Source organism: Streptomyces sp. AP-93 (assembly GCF_022808175.1).
In the GTDB taxonomy this organism is placed as follows: Bacteria; Actinomycetota; Actinomycetes; order Streptomycetales; family Streptomycetaceae; genus Streptomyces.
In genome coordinates this window covers 31,544-46,996 of record NZ_JALGBX010000006.1, presented here as the reverse complement: position 1 = coordinate 46,996, position 15,453 = coordinate 31,544, and the positions used below count along the sequence as shown (strand labels likewise).

General features: G+C 72.0%; 17 protein-coding genes and 3 tRNA genes. 5 read left to right on the top strand and 15 right to left on the bottom strand.

Translation table 11 applies throughout. From position 1 onward, the window contains the following. Positions 1-57 precede the first annotated feature (57 nt). From MTF69_RS11785 to MTF69_RS11750, 8 genes are all read right to left on the bottom strand, one after another. Entirely contained in the window at positions 58-525 is a 468-nt protein-coding gene (locus MTF69_RS11785; protein WP_243333329.1) for a DUF3291 domain-containing protein, read from the bottom strand. Between the two features lie 109 nt (positions 526-634). Beyond that, positions 635-2,116 (bottom strand): DHA2 family efflux MFS transporter permease subunit, encoded by a 1,482-nt coding sequence (locus tag MTF69_RS11780; protein WP_374322938.1) that lies wholly within the window; start codon positions 2,114-2,116, stop codon positions 635-637. A 147-nt stretch (positions 2,117-2,263) separates the two neighbouring features. Beyond that, positions 2,264-2,818, bottom strand: coding sequence for a TetR/AcrR family transcriptional regulator (locus MTF69_RS11775; protein WP_243333326.1), 555 nt, complete (start codon positions 2,816-2,818; stop codon positions 2,264-2,266). A gap of 196 nt (positions 2,819-3,014) precedes the next feature. Next, positions 3,015-3,443, bottom strand: coding sequence for a MaoC family dehydratase (locus tag MTF69_RS11770; protein ID WP_243333324.1), 429 nt, complete (start codon positions 3,441-3,443; stop codon positions 3,015-3,017). 1 nt (position 3,444) lies between these two features. Beyond that, a complete protein-coding gene (locus MTF69_RS11765) occupies positions 3,445-3,936 on the bottom strand; it encodes a MaoC family dehydratase N-terminal domain-containing protein (RefSeq protein WP_243333321.1) in 492 nt (163 codons plus the stop codon). A 108-nt stretch (positions 3,937-4,044) separates the two neighbouring features. After that, the gene (rpmG, locus tag MTF69_RS11760; RefSeq protein ID WP_003956487.1) at positions 4,045-4,209 is read right to left on the bottom strand and encodes a 50S ribosomal protein L33; all 165 of its coding nucleotides are present in this window, start codon (positions 4,207-4,209) and stop codon (positions 4,045-4,047) included. Between the two features lie 89 nt (positions 4,210-4,298). Further along, positions 4,299-4,371: transfer RNA gene (locus MTF69_RS11755), tRNA-Met, on the bottom strand. Between the two features lie 48 nt (positions 4,372-4,419). After that, positions 4,420-4,492: transfer RNA gene (locus tag MTF69_RS11750), tRNA-Thr, on the bottom strand. Between the two features lie 865 nt (positions 4,493-5,357). Here MTF69_RS11750 and MTF69_RS11745 point away from each other — a divergent pair. Continuing rightward, entirely contained in the window at positions 5,358-6,683 is a 1,326-nt protein-coding gene (locus MTF69_RS11745) for an amidohydrolase family protein (protein ID WP_243333319.1), read from the top strand. A 54-nt stretch (positions 6,684-6,737) separates the two neighbouring features. Further along, a complete protein-coding gene (locus tag MTF69_RS11740) occupies positions 6,738-7,394 on the top strand; it encodes an SDR family oxidoreductase (protein ID WP_243333318.1) in 657 nt (218 codons plus the stop codon). A gap of 159 nt (positions 7,395-7,553) precedes the next feature. Here the strand turns inward: MTF69_RS11740 and MTF69_RS11735 are convergent, their stop codons facing one another. From MTF69_RS11735 to MTF69_RS11725, 3 genes are all read right to left on the bottom strand, one after another. Then, positions 7,554-7,991: a DUF3574 domain-containing protein gene (locus MTF69_RS11735; protein ID WP_243333316.1), complete on the bottom strand. Its 438-nt coding sequence runs from the start codon at positions 7,989-7,991 to the stop codon at positions 7,554-7,556. Positions 7,992-8,078: 87 nt separating this feature from the next. Continuing rightward, the gene (locus MTF69_RS11730; protein ID WP_243333313.1) at positions 8,079-8,510 is read right to left on the bottom strand and encodes a hypothetical protein; all 432 of its coding nucleotides are present in this window, start codon (positions 8,508-8,510) and stop codon (positions 8,079-8,081) included. 145 nt (positions 8,511-8,655) lie between these two features. After that, positions 8,656-8,737 (bottom strand) — tRNA-Tyr (locus MTF69_RS11725). Positions 8,738-8,935: 198 nt separating this feature from the next. Between MTF69_RS11725 and MTF69_RS11720 the strand changes: the two genes are divergently transcribed. The 3 genes from MTF69_RS11720 (at position 8,936) to MTF69_RS11710 (ending at position 12,368) form a co-directional block, all read left to right on the top strand. Further along, the gene (locus MTF69_RS11720) at positions 8,936-9,424 is read left to right on the top strand and encodes a YajQ family cyclic di-GMP-binding protein (protein WP_243333311.1); all 489 of its coding nucleotides are present in this window, start codon (positions 8,936-8,938) and stop codon (positions 9,422-9,424) included. 253 nt (positions 9,425-9,677) lie between these two features. After that, positions 9,678-11,105 carry a SulP family inorganic anion transporter gene (locus MTF69_RS11715; RefSeq protein ID WP_243333309.1) on the top strand — a complete coding sequence of 476 codons (1,428 nt, stop codon included), beginning with the start codon at positions 9,678-9,680 and terminating at the stop codon, positions 11,103-11,105. A gap of 39 nt (positions 11,106-11,144) precedes the next feature. Then, complete coding sequence (locus MTF69_RS11710; RefSeq protein WP_243333826.1) at positions 11,145-12,368, top strand: APC family permease; 1,224 nt, start codon at positions 11,145-11,147, stop codon at positions 12,366-12,368. Here MTF69_RS11710 and MTF69_RS11705 read toward each other — a convergent pair. From MTF69_RS11705 to htpX, 4 genes are all read right to left on the bottom strand, one after another. Then, positions 12,352-12,897, bottom strand: coding sequence for an SMI1/KNR4 family protein (locus MTF69_RS11705; RefSeq protein WP_243333308.1), 546 nt, complete (start codon positions 12,895-12,897; stop codon positions 12,352-12,354). The two genes, MTF69_RS11710 and MTF69_RS11705, sit on opposite strands and share 17 nt — an antisense overlap. 78 nt (positions 12,898-12,975) lie before the next feature. Continuing rightward, entirely contained in the window at positions 12,976-13,995 is a 1,020-nt protein-coding gene (locus tag MTF69_RS11700) for a glycosyltransferase family 2 protein (protein ID WP_279345667.1), read from the bottom strand. Positions 13,996-14,097: 102 nt separating this feature from the next. Then, positions 14,098-14,490 (bottom strand): YccF domain-containing protein, encoded by a 393-nt coding sequence (locus MTF69_RS11695; RefSeq protein ID WP_243333307.1) that lies wholly within the window; start codon positions 14,488-14,490, stop codon positions 14,098-14,100. Further along, on the bottom strand, positions 14,487-15,350 hold the full coding sequence (gene htpX / locus MTF69_RS11690; RefSeq protein ID WP_243333306.1) for a zinc metalloprotease HtpX: 864 nt from the start codon (positions 15,348-15,350) through the stop codon (positions 14,487-14,489). The genes MTF69_RS11695 and htpX overlap by 4 nt, the downstream gene beginning before the upstream one ends. Positions 15,351-15,453 lie beyond the last annotated feature (103 nt).

Sequence of the window (15,453 nt, the reverse complement as noted above, 5' to 3'; positions counted from 1 at the left end):
GGGGACGCGGACCGTACGCGCGGCGCAGGGCCGTAGGGGGCCCCGCCGGGCCCCGCCTCAGCCGCGCTCCGGCTCCGTATCCGTATCCGTATCCGTATCCGTATCCGTATCCGGCCCCTTCGCCTTCTCCTGCTTCCGGGCCTGCTCGGCGAGGCGGCGCTCCGCCTCGGCCCAGTCGATGGGGAGCTCGCTCGCCGGGACGGTCCAGAAGACGAACCCGGACTCCTTCATGTAGGCGGCGGCCGCCCGGGAGCTGGAGCGGTGGGGTTCGCTGCCCGCGAAGCGGTAGAGCGCGTCCCGGTCCTTCCAGGCGGACAGGGTCAGGAAGGTGCGGCGCAGGACCCGGGCCCGCAGGGCGAACCCGTGGGCTCCGGGGGCGTTGCGCATCTGGCGGATGATGCCGGGCGACTTCAGGAAGAACCTCAGGGCTCCGGTCAGGCTCGCGGTCTCGAAGCGGGAGGCCATGACGTAGACCTCGGCGCCAGGGGCGGGCCGGGTGGGCGTGGACCACGGGATGTCGGGCATGACGGGCCTTCCCTCGCTCGTGACGTGTCGTACGGAACTTCGTGCGGTGCGGCGGCTGCGGTCCCCCCGCCGGCCGCCGCCGAGGCACCGGCCGGCGAGCGGGATCCGCTCAGACGGCCACCTTCTCGGGGGCGCGCCCGTCGGCCGGGGCGACACCCCGGTCGTCCGCCGGCCGTTCCTCCGTCGGCAGGGACGCCGCGGCCCGGGCCTGCTCCTCGACGCGGCCGGGGAGCAGCAGTGCCAGGGCGGCCGCGACGGCGACGGCCGCGGCGCCGATCCAGAGGGCGGGGACGGTGCCGTCGGTGAAGGACTGCCCGGACTGGTAGCCGCCCTGGGCGGAGAAGACGGAGGCGAGGACGGCGACGCCGAGGGCTCCGCCGACTTCGCGCAGGGCGCTGTTGGCTCCGGCGGCCTTGCCCTGGTCGGCGGGGGCGACGGTGGACATGAGGGCGTTGGAGGCGGGGGCGAAGAACAGGCCCATCCCGATGCCACTGATGATCAGCGCCGGGAGCTGGGCGGCGTAGGAGAGATCGGTGCCCAGGATCACGGCGAACCAGCCGAGGCCGATGGCCTGGAGCGCCAGTCCGGCGACCACGACGGGCCGGCTGCCGATCCGGTCGGAGAGGATCCCGGAGATGGGGGCGGCGATCATGGGCATGGCGGTCCACGGGAGCATGCGCAGCCCGGCTTCGGTGGGCGAGTAGCCGAGGACGCCCTGGAGGAACTGGCTCAGCAGGAAGATCGAGCCGAACATCCCGACGAACATCAGCAGGCTCGCCATGTTGATGCCGAAGAAGCCCCGGTCGCGGAAGAGCCGCATGGGCAGCACCGGGTTGGCGCTGCGGAAGCCGTGGCCGATGAAGCCGCCCACGAGCGCGGCCCCCACCAGCAGCGGGGTGAGTACGGAAAGGCTGGTCCAGCCGTGCGCGTTGGCGTTGACCAGCCCGTAGACGATGCCGAAGAGCCCGCCGCTGATGAGCACGGTGCCCGGGACGTCGAGCTTCGCCTGCGGGGCGGTGGACTCGCCGAGGCGCATCCGGGAGAGCGGGATGAGCGCCAGTCCGACGGGGACGTTCAGCCAGAAGATCCACTGCCAGGAGATGTGCTCGGTGAGGCTGCCGCCGATGAGCGGCCCGCTCGCGACGGCGAGGCCGGTGAGGGCTCCGTAGATGCCGAGGGCCATTCCGCGACGGGCGGCGGGGACGGCGACGGTCAGCAGCGTGAGCGAGAGCGGCATCATGATCGCCGCGCCGACTCCCTGGACGGCTCGGGCGGCGATGAGCTCGTTGATGCCGGGCGACAGGGCCGCGGCGGCGGACGCGGCGGTGAACACGGCCGTACCGGCGATGAAGAGCCGCCGGCGGCCGAACCGGTCGCCGAGGGCCGCGCCGAACATGAGCAGGACGGCGAAGGTGAGCGTGTACGCGTTCACCGTCCACTCGAGGTCCTCCAGCTTTCCGCCGAGGTCCTCGCGGATGGAGGGGAGCGCGGTGGTGACGACGAGGTTGTCGAGCGCGGCCATGAAGCTGGCGGCCCCGGTGATGACGAGGGCCCAGACCGCGGGCCCGCGAAGCTTGGTGTCCTGCACGATTCCCCCAAAACTAGTTATTGATCACTAACTTCAATGGACAGAACTGACCCCTGCACCGGCCGATGCGCGGACGGCGGGATGGAGAGGCAGGGAGGCAGGGAGGGAGAGTGATAGAGGGGTGGAGAGGTGGGCGGGGGGGCGTACTCGCTACTCGGGCCGGATGCCCGGGTAACAGCCGTCCCAGACCCGGTGCCCGGGAGGGAACCCCATGGCGGACAGGACGTTGATCAGCATTCCGTACGCGAGGAAGCTGCTCGTCTCCTCCACGTCGGCCCCGAGCGGCACGTGCAGGGTGTCCCACAGCTCCATCCAGGCGGCCCGCACCATCTCGCCGAACTCCGGCTCCCCGGCAGCCTCGGCGGCGGCGACGGCCACGTACGTCTGGAGCTGCATCTGCAGCTTGTCGGGCTGCTCGGCGATCAGCTTCATGTAGGCCACGCTCATCGCCTCGACCGCGTCCTCGCCGTGGAGGTCCTTGCCGGCTTCCTGGAGGACGAGTCGGATGTCCTCCATGCAACGGGCGGCGGCGGCCAGGAAGATGGCCTGCTTGTTCGGAAAGAGCCGGAACAGGTACGGCTGGGACACCCCGACCCGCTTGGCGATCGCCTCGGTGGAGGTCCCGTAGTACCCGCCCCGCGCGAACTCGCCCATCGCCGCCAGAATGACGCTCTCGCGACGCTCTTCCGCACTCATCCTTGCCATGCTTAAAAGTTAGTACTCAATCACTAACTTGACAAGCCCTACCCCGGAACGCACACCAAAAAGGCCCTGACCTGCGAGTCTCCTCGTCGCCCAGGGCCCTGTCGGCAACGCCTGAAGCGGATGACCCCTAAGGGTCTCCCCCGTCGAACCGAGGAACGACCGGGGAGGCCGGGGGGAACGACGGGGGGGACCCTCCCTACGCGAGAGCAACCACCGCGCGCGACATCCCCAGCACCTTCTGCCCGGCGCTCATGGCCGTCAGGTCCACCCGCACCCGGTTGTCGTCCAGCTTCGCCGCGACCTTGGCCGTGACCTCGATCAGCGCGCCCTGCCCGTCGTTCGGAACGACGACCGGCTTCGTGAACCGCACGCCGTACTCGACGACCGCACCCGGGTCGCCCACCCAGTCGGTCACCACGCGGATCGCCTCGGCCATGGTGAACATGCCGTGGGCGATCACGTCGGGCAGTCCGACCTCGGTGGCGAACTTCTCGTTCCAGTGGATCGGGTTGAAGTCACCCGACGCACCCGCGTACCGCACCAGCGTCGCCCGCGTGACGGGGAAGGACGCCGCCGGCAGCTCTGTGCCGACCTCGACGTCGTCGTACTGGATCTGGGCAGCCATCTCAGGCCTCCTCGGGAGCGGAACCGGCGGCGGCGGGAGCGGCGGCGGGCTCGGGCGCCCGGGAGACGAGCTTCGTCCAGGCGGTCACCACGTGCTCGCCGGATTCGTCGAGGACCTCGCCGCGGATGTCGATGACGTCGTTGCCCGCGAGCGACTTGACGGCCTCGATGGTCGAGGTCACCGTCAGCCGGTCACCGGCCCGGACGGGACGGGTGTACGTGAACTTCTGGTCGCCGTGCACGACGCGGCTGTAGTCCAGCGCCAGCTGCGGGTCGTCGATGACCTGGCCGGCCGCCGCGAACGTGATGGCAAACACAAAGGTCGGCGGGGCGATCACGTCCTGATGACCGAACGCCTTGGCCGCTTCCGGATCCGTGTACACCGGATTGGCGTCACCCACGGCGACCGCGAACTCGCGGATCTTCTCCCGGCCGACCTCGTACGGATCGGTGGGCGGGTAGCTCCGCCCCACGAAGGACTGGTCGAGCGCCATGACTCCCCCTCCTTGTTGAAAACGATCTGTCGAAACGACATAAGGCCGCCCCCCGAATGAAGGGGACGACCTCATGACTGTGCCTGTTGAACGAGACTTCGCTAAGTGCTAGCGGGTCTCGCGGTGCGCGGTGTGCGAGTTGCAACGCGGGCAGTGCTTCTTCATCTCAAGACGGTCCGGGTTGTTACGCCGGTTCTTCTTGGTGATGTAGTTCCGCTCCTTGCACTCCACGCAGGCCAGCGTGATCTTCGGGCGGACGTCGGTGGCAGCCACGTGAGTGCTCCTTGACGGACATTAGGGACGGATGAACGCATAAAAGAGTAGCCGATCGGGAGACCGACCCCGCAATCGGCTACTGTGTGTAGCGGCGACCGGACTTGAACCGGTGACACAGCGATTATGAGCCGCTTGCTCTACCGACTGAGCTACGCCGCTTTGATGAGATCCGCTCCCCACCCGAGGGTGGGGAACCTCTCTCACCAGAGCCCCAATGCGGAATCGAACCGCAGACCTTCTCCTTACCATGGAGACGCTCTACCGACTGAGCTATTGGGGCGAGCGAGGAAGACATTACACGGTCGTCCGCCGATCGCCCAAATCCTTTGCGGGGCCTGGCCTCGGAGCACCCACGCCGCCTTTCTTGATCCGCGCGAAACGCGTCTCCGACCCCCCTTCAGCCGCCTTTCACCCCGAAAGGTGTCAGGCATCACACCCGCAACCACCCGAGCACCACCCTGAGTCACCAAGAAGCCCCGCCGAACCCCGGGCAACCCCCCGGCGGCCCCCTCACCGCCAAAGCCACCCCCTGGGCACCCCTTCCCCCCACCACTCCAGCCGTCGCCACGGGCACCCCGGAGCAGATCCCGGACGAGTCCGCGGATGGGGCCGGAGCCGGGGCCCGAACAGCGGGCAGGGCCGCGGATCGGGGCCGGAGCTGGGGCCGGGGCCCGAACAGCGGGCGGGTCCCGCGGATCGGGGACGGAGCCGGGGCCCGAACGGACCCGGGAGGCGCGCTCGGAGGCGAACTCCGGAGGCGGACTCGGAGGCAGGCCCGAGGGCGGCTCGGAGGCAGGCTCCCGCGGCGGCGGGCAGGCCGGGGGCGGGCTCGGACGCGGGCTCCGGAGCAGGCCAGGGGCGGGCTCGGACGCGGGCTCCGGAGGTGAGCGCCGGAGGGGGCTCCGGAGGTGAGCCTTGGAGGGGGCTCATGGGGTGAGCGCCGGAGGGGGCTCTCGGTTCGGCTCCGGTTCGGGCCCGGCGGGGTGGCCTCGCCGGCGCGGTCCACCCAGACGCACCGGTACGACTATTGCCCTCTTCCGCGAAGCGGGCACCCCTGCCCCCTAGGCTCTGAGCACGCTGCGTGATCTTGGGCCGCGGGCCGCGGCCACGGCCCCAGAAACCGCCCGAGCCACCGCAGGAGCGCGATGTCCGACAGCCCGCCGCAGCAGCCGTCCCAGTCCCCGCGCAACCGCCCCGGCAGCGGCCAGGGGCGGGGGCACGGCCCCGAAGGCACCCAGGGAAGCCAGGGAAGCCAGGGGCCGGTGGCCCCCGAGTCCGGCACCCTGCTCCTCACCGGCGCCCGCCTCACCGACGGCCGCACCGTGGACGTCCGCCTCGGCGGCGGCCGGATCCAGGCCGTCGGGACGGCCGGCAGCCTGCCCGCCGCCGCGGGCGCCCGCGTCGACCTCACCGGCTACCTGCTGCTCCCCGCGCCCGCCGAGCCCCATTCCCACGGGGACACCGCCCTGACCGCGGACAGCGAGGGACCCGTCTCCTACTCCCCCGACGAGGTGCAGCGCCGCGCCACCGAGGCGGCCCTGCTCCAGCTCGGGCACGGTGCCACGGCCGTCCGGTCCCACGTGCGCATCGGCGACGTACACGGCCTCGGCCCCCTGGAGGCCGTGCTCCAGGCCCGCCGCTCCCTGCGCGGGCTCACCGATCTCACCACCGTCGCCGTTCCTCGGCTGCTGACCGGGGTGGCCGGGGCCGACGGGCTCGCCATGCTGCGGGACGCCGTGAAGATGGGTGCCTCCGTCATCGGTGGCTGCCCCGACCTCGACCCCGACCCCACCGGCTTCCTCGAAGCCGTACTCGAACTCGCCTCCGAGCACGGCTGCCCCGTCGATCTGCACACCGACGGCGACGACCCCGCCCGCCTGTCCCGGCTCGCGGCCATGGCCGGCGGGCTGCGGCCCGGGGTCTCCATCGGGCCCTGCGGCGGGCTGTCCCGGCTCCCGCTCGACGTGGCGACCCGGGCCGCCGACCAGCTGGCGGCCGCCGGCGTAGGGGTGACCTGCCTTCCCCAGGGCGATTGCGCGGCCCTGGAGCGGCGGGGCCTGCGCACCGCCCCCGTACGGCTGCTGCGCGCCGCCGGGGTTCGTGTCGCGGCCGGCAGCGGGGCCCTGCGCGACGCGGGCAACCCGGTCGGGCGCGGGGACCCGCTCGAAGCCGCGTACCTCCTGGCCTCCCAGGGAGGGCTCCGCGCCACCGAGGCCTACCACTCGGTCGCCGGCGCCGCCCGCGAGGCGATGGGCCTGCCGGAGGTGCGGGTGGAGGCCGGCTTCCCGGCCGAGCTGCTCGCCGTGCGCGGGGACCGGATCGCGAGCGTGCTGTCCCTCGCGTACAGCCGGATCGTGATCCACCGCGGACGGGTGGTAGCCCGGACGAGTGCCGTACGGGAGTACTGCGACTCCGCCGTGGCGGTGGCCCTGGACCTGCCCCGGCAGGGCCGTATGGAGCCCGGTCCCTGAGGGTTCACCGCATGTTCCCGGGCGCGGGCGCCCGGCTCGTCGTACGGTCGTGTCATGCGCATCGTCATCGCGGGTGGACACGGTCAGATCGCGCTGCGGCTGGAGCGCCTGCTCGCCGCGCGCGGGTACGAGGTCGCGGGCATCATCCGCGATCCGGCACAGGGCGACGCCCTCAGGGAGGCGGGTGCCGAACCGGTGCTGTGCGACCTGGAATCGGCGTCGGTCGAGCACGTGGCGGGCATCCTGCAGGGTGCGGACGCCGCGGTGTTCGCGGCGGGCGCGGGGCCCGGCAGCGGGGCCGGGCGCAAGGACACGGTGGACCGGGGAGCGGCGGTGCTGTTCGCGGACGCCGCCGAACGGGCCCGGGTACGCCGCTTCCTGATGGTCTCTTCGATGGGCGCGGACACCCGCCGCGAAGGCGACGAGGTCTTCGACCACTACCTCCGCGCCAAGGGCGAGGCCGACGAGCACGTCCGCACCCGTCTGGGTCTGGAGTGGACGATCCTGCGCCCGGGCTCGCTGACCGACGACGAGGGCGCGGGCCTGGTCCGCCTGGAGGCGCAGACGGGCCGCGGGCCGGTCACCCGCGACGACGTGGCGGCGGTGCTCGCCGAACTGATCGAGACGCCGGCGACCGCGGGCCTCACCCTGGAGCTGATCGCGGGCTCGACCCCGGTCCCGGTGGCGGTCAAGGACGTGGCGGGCAACTAGCCCCGCCGCCCGAGCCCCGGCCCGTCGCGAGCCACCGGTCGCGGCAGGGGCGGCGACCAGCAGGCCAAGGGCCACCGGCCAGTCCGCCGGCCGGGGCCGTGGCGGGTGGCCGGTGGCCGTGGCCGGTGGACTGGCCGGCGGCCGATGGCCCGTGGCCGGTCAGAAGTCGACGGTCAACCGGTCGTCGGACCGCCCGACGGAATCCTGCTGGAACCGCTTCTCGTAGGCCTCCCGGATCCGCTCGATGCGCACGCCGCGCTCGTCGGCCTCCTTCTCCGGGTACAGCAGCACCACCTCGTACGAGGTCTCGCGGATGATCTTCCCGTCCCGCTGCCACTGGCCGTGCCCGTCCTGGAGGGTCAGCCCCTCGGGGAACGCGGGGGTGATCTCCCGTTCGAGGAACCCCATGAACTCCCGCTCCCCGACCGGTGGACGGCCGTCCGGCCGCTCGGTGCCGAAGTAGAGCCGGGTCTCCTGGTAGGGATGCCCCACATCACTGTTCAGCGCGGCTCCGACCAGAGCCGGGATCCCCGCTCCGAGCAGGGCGAGGAGCACCCCGCCGCCGACCTTTCCGCGCGCGTTCGAAGTCCATTTCACGCCGGATGAACGACCGGAGCCCCGCATCGGTACGCCCGATCCACCCGATGGCCTCACCCCATGCCCGCGCCCGCCCCGTCCGGCCCCTCATGCCGTCTCCAGCCGGCGCCGCCACCACGGATCCCCCGGCGGGGCGTACGGGTCATTGAGCGTCCGGGCGAGGAACCGCGCGTCGAGCGGCGCGAGCACGGCCCGCAACTCCCGCGCGGCGCGCCGGGGCAGGGCCTGGCAGAAGACCTCCAAGGTCTCCCGGTGATCCCCGCCCCAGGCGGTTTGGCAGCAGGGGCATTCGTCGTACCAGCTCGGGTAGATGATCCACGACGGTCCCCGCCCGTACACCGTCGCGCGCCAGTCGGACAGCGCGCGATAGGCCGCGCCCGGCTCGTACCGGTGGCGTTCGACGCGGGCGATCTCCACGAGGGTGCGGGAGGAGACGCCCGGAACGACGGCTCGGTCGCCCTGTCGGGACGTCCGGCGTGGCAGGTCCGACCGGACCCGCGAGGGCGCCTTACGCGCCATGGCCCTTTCGGCCGCTGATGCTGATCATGTGGACAGCATGCGTCCCGGACCGCTTCGCCGCCAGCGGATTCCGTGGGCGGGGGTGCGGTGTACGAGAAAACCCCCGCTCACTGCATTTCTGCAATGAGCGAGGGTTTCACTCGCGTGGCGGCGCCAGGGTTCGAACCTGGGTAGGCTGAGCCGGCAGATTTACAGTCTGCTCCCTTTGGCCACTCGGGCACACCGCCAAGATCGCTGCCATCTTTCCGCCTTGCGGCGGCGCTCCGTGGCAACGACGTAAACGATACCCGATGACCGGGGGTGCTTCGCCACCGGATTGATCAGCACCGCACGTGGGCGCGGTGGCTAGGCTTTGCGGAGCGGTCCGGGGATGTCCGGCCGCGCCCTTCGGGGCCGTCACTACCGACTTCAAGGAGCCACAGCACATGGCCGACTCCAGTTTCGACATCGTCTCGAAGGTCGAGCGGCAGGAGGTCGACAACGCCCTCAACCAGTCCGCCAAGGAGCTCTCGCAGCGCTACGACTTCAAGGGCACCGGCGCCACCATCGCCTGGTCCGGCGAGAAGATCCTGATGGAGGCGAACTCCGAGGAGCGCGTCAAGGCCGTCCTGGACGTCTTCGAGACCAAGCTGGTCAAGCGCGGGATCTCCCTCAAGGCGCTCGACGCCGGTGAGCCGCAGCTGTCCGGCAAGGAGTACAAGATCTTCGCCACGATCGAAGAGGGCATCTCCCAGGAGAACGCCAAAAAGGTCGCGAAGATCATCCGTGACGAGGGCCCCAAGGGCGTCAAGGCCCAGGTCCAGGGTGAGGAGCTGCGCGTCAGCTCCAAGAGCCGCGACGACCTCCAGGAAGTCCAGGCCCTTCTCAAGGGCAAGGACCTGGACTTCGCGATCCAGTTCGTGAACTACCGCTGATCACCGGCTTAGGCCTCGGTTCAGCCCGCACGCCGGCCCGGCGGTCCTTCGAGGACCGCCGGGCCGCGGTCGTTGCGGCGGCGGCGGTGTCGCGGTGTTGTCGCGGTGGTGTCGCGGAACCGGCGCCCGGTGGGTGAGTGCCGGGCGTGAGCGGCGTACGCGCTCGTGGCGCCCTCCGTGTGCACTTGGGCGGCGGGGAGTGCGCCCACCAGGGTGAGGGGTGTCCGTCACCGCCTCGACAGGGGGTTCCCACATGCCTGGGGCCGGCACGTTACGTGAAGACTTCGGGGCGTCCGTGGTGGTCGCCCTGGTCGCGCTACCGCTCTGCGTCGGAGTGGCCGTCGCCTCCGGGGTGCCGGCCGAGCTCGGGATCCTCACCGGGGTGGTGGGCGGGCTGGTCACCGGCTGGTTCCGGGGCAGTTCCCTCCAGGTGAGCGGCCCGGCAGCCGGGCTCACCGTGCTCGTCTACGAGGCCGTGCGGACCTACGGGCTGCCCGCGCTCGGCGTACTCGTCCTGGCCGCAGGCCTGGTGCAGCTGGGCATGGGAGTGCTGCGGCTCGGGCGGTGGTTCCGGGCGATCTCGGTGGCCGTCGTGCACGGGATGCTGGCCGGCATCGGACTCGTGCTGATCGCCGGTCAGCTGTACGCCCTGGCCGATGCGCAGGCCCCGGCGCGGACCCTGGACAAGCTGGCCGGAGTCCTGGAGCTCGGCGGGCGCGCCGACTGGACCGCCGTGGCGCTCGGGGCCGGGACCGTCGCGGTCCTGGTGGCCTGGCGGCGGATGCCCGCACGGCTGCGGCTCGTGCCGGGTGCGCTCGTCGGGGTCGCGGCCGCGACCGCCGCGGCCGTACTGCTGCGGCTGCCCGTGGAGCGGGTCCGGGTCACGGGCGTCCTGGCGGCCGTGACCCCGCCCGGCTGGGAGGACTTCGGAGTGCTGGCCTCCGTGGGGGCCGTCGGGACCGTGGTCGCGCTCGCGCTGATCGCCTCCGCCGAGACGCTGTTCAGTGCCGCCGCCGTGGACCGCATGCACGACGGGGACCGGACCGACTACGACCGCGAACTGGTCGCCCAGGGCGTCGGGAACACCCTCTGCGGGCTGCTCGGGGCCCTGCCGATGACCGCCGTCATCGTCCGCAGCGCCGCCAACGTCGAGGCCGGCGCCCGCACCCGGGCCTCCCGGATCCTGCACGGCGGCTGGCTGCTGCTGTTCGCCGTGGCCGTCCCCGGGCTGCTGGAGTCCGTCCCGCTCGCCGCGCTGGCCGGGGTACTGCTGCACGCCGGCTGGAAGCTGCTGCCGGTGCGGGCGGTGGCCGCCCTGTGGCGGTCGCACCGGGGCGAGGCGGTCGTCCTGGTGGCGACGGCCTCGGCGATCGTCGCCACGAACCTCTTCGAGGGAGTGCTCGCCGGCCTGGGGCTCGCCGTCGCCAAGGCGGCCTGGGAGACCTCCCACGTCCACATCGAGCCCGTGTGGGAGGGCGACGAACTGCGCGTGCGGATCCTGGGGAACGCCAGCTTCCTGCGGCTGCCCAAACTGCTCGACGAGCTGGACGCGCTCCCCCGCGGCGGCGCCGTCCGCCTCGACCTGAGCGGGCTGCGCCACCTCGACCACGCCTGCCTGACCGCGCTGGACGGCTGGGAGCGCAGCCGCACGCCGGTCCCCGGCAGGGAAGGCGTCACCTAACCCGGATACCCTCCGGCCGTGAACGCCACGAGTAACGAGATGAAGCGCACCCTGGGCGTCTTCGACGCGGTCGTCGTCGGGCTCGGCGCGATGATCGGCGCCGGGATCTTCGCCGCACTGGCCCCGGCGGCGCGTGCGGCGGGCGGGGCGCTCCTCGCGGCGCTCGCGCTCGCGGCCCTGGTGGCCTACTGCAACGCGCACTCCTCGGCGCGGCTGGCCGCCCGCTATCCCTCCTCGGGCGGCACCTACGTGTACGGGCGCGAACGGCTCGGGCCCTTCTGGGGATATCTGGCCGGCTGGGGCTTCGTCGTCGGCAAGACCGCCTCCTGCGCGGCGATGGCCCTCACGGTCGGGGCCTACGCGTGGCCCGGGCAGCAGCACGCGGTGGCCGTGGCGGCAGTGGTGGCGCTGACCGCCGCGAGCTATGGCGGGGTGCAGAAGTCCGCCCGGATCGCCTGGGTGATCGTGGCGGTGGTGCTGGCCGTCCTGGCCGGGGTCGTCGTGGCGTGCCTGTCCTCCGGCGCGGCCGACGCCGGCCGTCTCGGCGGCTCGGACTGGGCCGCCGCCGGGCTGCTCCAGGGCGCCGGGCTGCTGTTCTTCGCCTTCGCGGGCTACGCCCGGATCACCACCCTGGGCGAGGAGGTGCGTGATCCGGAGCGCACGATCCCGCGGGCGGTTCCCCTCGCCCTGGGGATCGCCCTGCTCGTCTACGCCGCGGTCTCGGTGGCGGCGCTGTCGGTGCTCGGAGCCGACGGGCTGGGGCGGTCGGCGGCTCCGCTGGCCGATGCCGTGCGCGCGGCCGGCTGGCCCGGGCTGACTCCCGTCGTCCGGGTGGGCGCGGCCCTGGCGGCGCTGGGCTCGCTGCTGGCGCTCGTGCTCGGGGTGTCGCGGACCACCCTGGCGATGGCCGGGGACGGCCATCTGCCGCGCGCGCTGGCCGCCGTACATCCGCGGCATCAGGTGCCGCACCACGCCGAGCTGGCGGTGGGCGCGGTGGTGGCGGTGCTCGCGGCCACCACCGATCTGCGGGGCGCGATCGGCTTCTCCTCCTTCGGCGTGCTCGCCTATTACGCGATCGCGAACGCCTCCGCGTGGACTCTCGATTCAGGTGTCAAGGGCCGGGCCGTGGCAGCGGTGGGGCTGTCCGGCTGTGTGGTGCTGGCCTGCGCGCTGCCCGCCGCGTCGACGGTCGCGGGGGCCTCGGTGCTGGCGCTGGGCGCGCTGGCCTACGGCGTGCGCCGGCGGCTCACACCCGGGCTCTGAAGCCTGCCCAGGGGGTCAGCTCCAGGTCCCACTCCTCCCCCGCGCCCGATTCCTCGCTGAACCAGGCGCTGCCGTCGAGCCAGCCGCGCAACCAGTCGGCGAGCGCGGGCGATTCGAGGAACCAGGCGAGGTCGGGGTCGCCCGAGTTCGGTTCGAACAGCAGGACTTGGGCGGTTGCCGAGCGGCAGTCCACGCAGGCGCGCAGGGCGCAGCCGAAGTCGGCTATGGGCAGGACGCCCTCGGGCCAGCGCCAGGCCGACGCGCGCATCGCGGTGTACTCGGCGACGGCGCGCTCCAGGGACAGCAGGCCGTTCTCCGGGCCGAAGCCGCCGTCCGCGACCCGGGTGTGCAGGGCCGCGAGGAGGGGCGGCAGGGCGAAGCCCAGGGCGGCCTCGGCCCGGTGCAGTTCCGCGGTGGCCAGGGGCGCCGGAAGGGGCGCGGGCGGGATGCCGGTGGCCGCGTACCGCCCCTGGTGGGAGCTGTGCGCACGACCGGCGACTTGCTTCAGCAACTGCTCGGTGTCATCCATGCACACAGAGTGACACCCCCCACTGACAATCCCTCTGACCTGGGACTTCAGGGATCCCGGCAGCTGCCGGAGGGGGCCTCAGTCCGCTTGGCGTTCCGGGTTCCGCGCCGCCGCGGCGTGCGAGTCGTACCCGACGAAGAAGGTGGGCCGGCGCTGCACCGCCGTGTAGATGCGGCCGATGTACTCGCCGAGCAGGCCGACGCAGATCAGCTGCACCCCGCCGAGGAACAGCATCACGATGAACAGCGAGGTCCAGCCGGGGACGGTCTGGCCCTTCAGGTAGATCGCCAGGGTGGCGCCCACCATCAGCAGGCAGCCGAAGAAGCTTGCCACGCCCAGCCAGGTCGCCAGGCGCAGTGGAGCGGCGGAGAAGTTGATGACGCTGTCGACGCCGAGCCTGAGCATCTTGCTCAGCGGGTACTTGGTCTCGCCCGCCACCCGCTCCTCGCGCTGGTAGGTGACCTGGCCGCTGGGGAAGCCGAGCCACGGCACGAGCAGGCGGTACACCTGGTGCTGGTCGGGCATGGCCTTGACCGCGTCGACCGCCGCGCGGCTCAGCAGCCGGAAGTCGCCCGCCTGCGCGGGCACCTGCTTGCCGACCAGGCGGCGCACCAGCCAGTAGTAGGCACCGGCCGTGTGCCGCTTGAACCCGGTGTCGGTGCTGCGGTCGGCCCGGACCCCGTAGACGATGTCGAGGCCGTCCGCGCGGGCCAGGTCGAGCATCTCCGGGATCTTCTCCGGCGGGTCCTGGAGGTCCGCGTCGATGCTGGCCACGTACGCGCCCGAGGCGCTGTGCAGGCCCGCGGTCAGGGCGGCCTGGTGGCCGGAGTTCCCGCGCAGCCGCACGATCCGCAGCTCGGGCCATTTGGTCTGGAACTCGGTGAGCAGTTCCGCGGTGCGGTCCTTGCTGCCGTCGTCGACGGCGACGACCTCGTAGCGGACGGCCATGGAGTCGAGTGCCGGGCGCAGCCTGCCGACCAGGGCCGGCAGCGCGTCCTCCTCGTTGTACATCGGCACGACCACCGAGAGGGTCGTGGGCAGCTCGCAGAACTCAGAGGGCTCGGAGGGCTCGGAGGGCTGGTTGGGCTCAGTCGACATCGGTTCTTCCCTGCCCGTTGTGCGTGCCGCTCGTCCGCGTCACTCGTCAGCAACCCGGAACTTTAATACGAGTGGATGAACCGGATGCGGGCTCGGCGCGGGTCAGCGCGAGGCGAACGGAGCGTCCGTGGGGACGATCTCACGGCCCAGCGGGAGCAGGGAGAGCGGGACCATCTTGAAGTTGGCGATGCCGAACGGGATGCCGATGATCGTGATGCACAGCGCGATGCCGGTGACGATGTGGCCGAGGGCCAGCCACCAGCCCGCGAGGACCAGCCACAGCACGTTCCCGACGCAGGACGCGGCGCCCGCGTCACGCCGCTCGACGGCGGTGTACCCGAAGGGCCACAGGGCGTACACCGCGATGCGGAACGCGGCTATGCCGAAGGGGATTCCGATGATGGTGATGCAGAGGATCACACCCGCCAGGCAGTAGCCCAGGAAGAGCCAGACTCCGCTGAGGACGAGCCAAATGAGGTTCAGGATGGTCTTCACTGACTTCGGCCTGCCAACTGTTCGAGCCGGGCGATGCGCTCGGCCATCGGGGGATGCGTGGAGAACATCTTGGACAATCCTTCGCCGGGGCGGAAGGGATTGGCGATCATCATGTGGCTCGCGGCCTCCAGTCGCGGCTCGGCCGGCAGCGGGAGCTGCTTGGTGCCGGCGTCCAGCTTGCGCAGGGCGCTGGCGAGGGCGAGCGGGTCCCCGGTGAGCTGGGCCCCGGAGGCGTCCGCCTCGTACTCGCGCGAGCGGCTGATGGCGAGCTGGATCACGGAGGCCGCCAGCGGGCCCAGGATCATGATCAGCAGCATGCCGAAGAGCCCCGGGCCCTCGTCGTCGTTGGAGCGGCCGATGGGGATCAGCCAGGCGAAGTTGACCAGGAACATGATCACGGAGGCGAGGGCGCCCGCCACGGACGAGATGAGGATGTCGCGGTTGTAGACGTGGCTGAGCTCGTGGCCGATGACCCCGCGCAGCTCGCGCTCGTCGAGTATGCGCAGGATGCCCTCGGTGCAGCAGACCGCGGCGTTGCGCGGGTTGCGGCCGGTGGCAAAGGCGTTGGGGGCCTCCGTCGGGGAGATGTAGAGCCGGGGCATGGGCTGGCGCGCGGACGTGGAGAGCTCGCGCACCATCCGGTAGAGCTCGGGTGCCTCGAACTCGCTGACGGGGCGTGCCCGCATCGCGCGCAGGGCCAGCTTGTCGCTGTTCCAGTACGCGTACGCGTTGGTGCCCAGGGCCACGAGGACGGCGACGATCAGGCCGCCCCGGCCGAAGAAGCTTCCGATGAGGATGATGAGGGCCGACAGACCACCGAGGAGTACGGCGGTCTTCAGCCCGTTGTGCCGGCGGTGCACGGTGCGCCCTCCAAGTGGTGCGGCAGGGGAACCCGTCCAGGATCTGGGGATCGGAGGGCCTACGGTCCAGTGGACCCTTCCTTCCTGGTCAACGCGAGGTGAG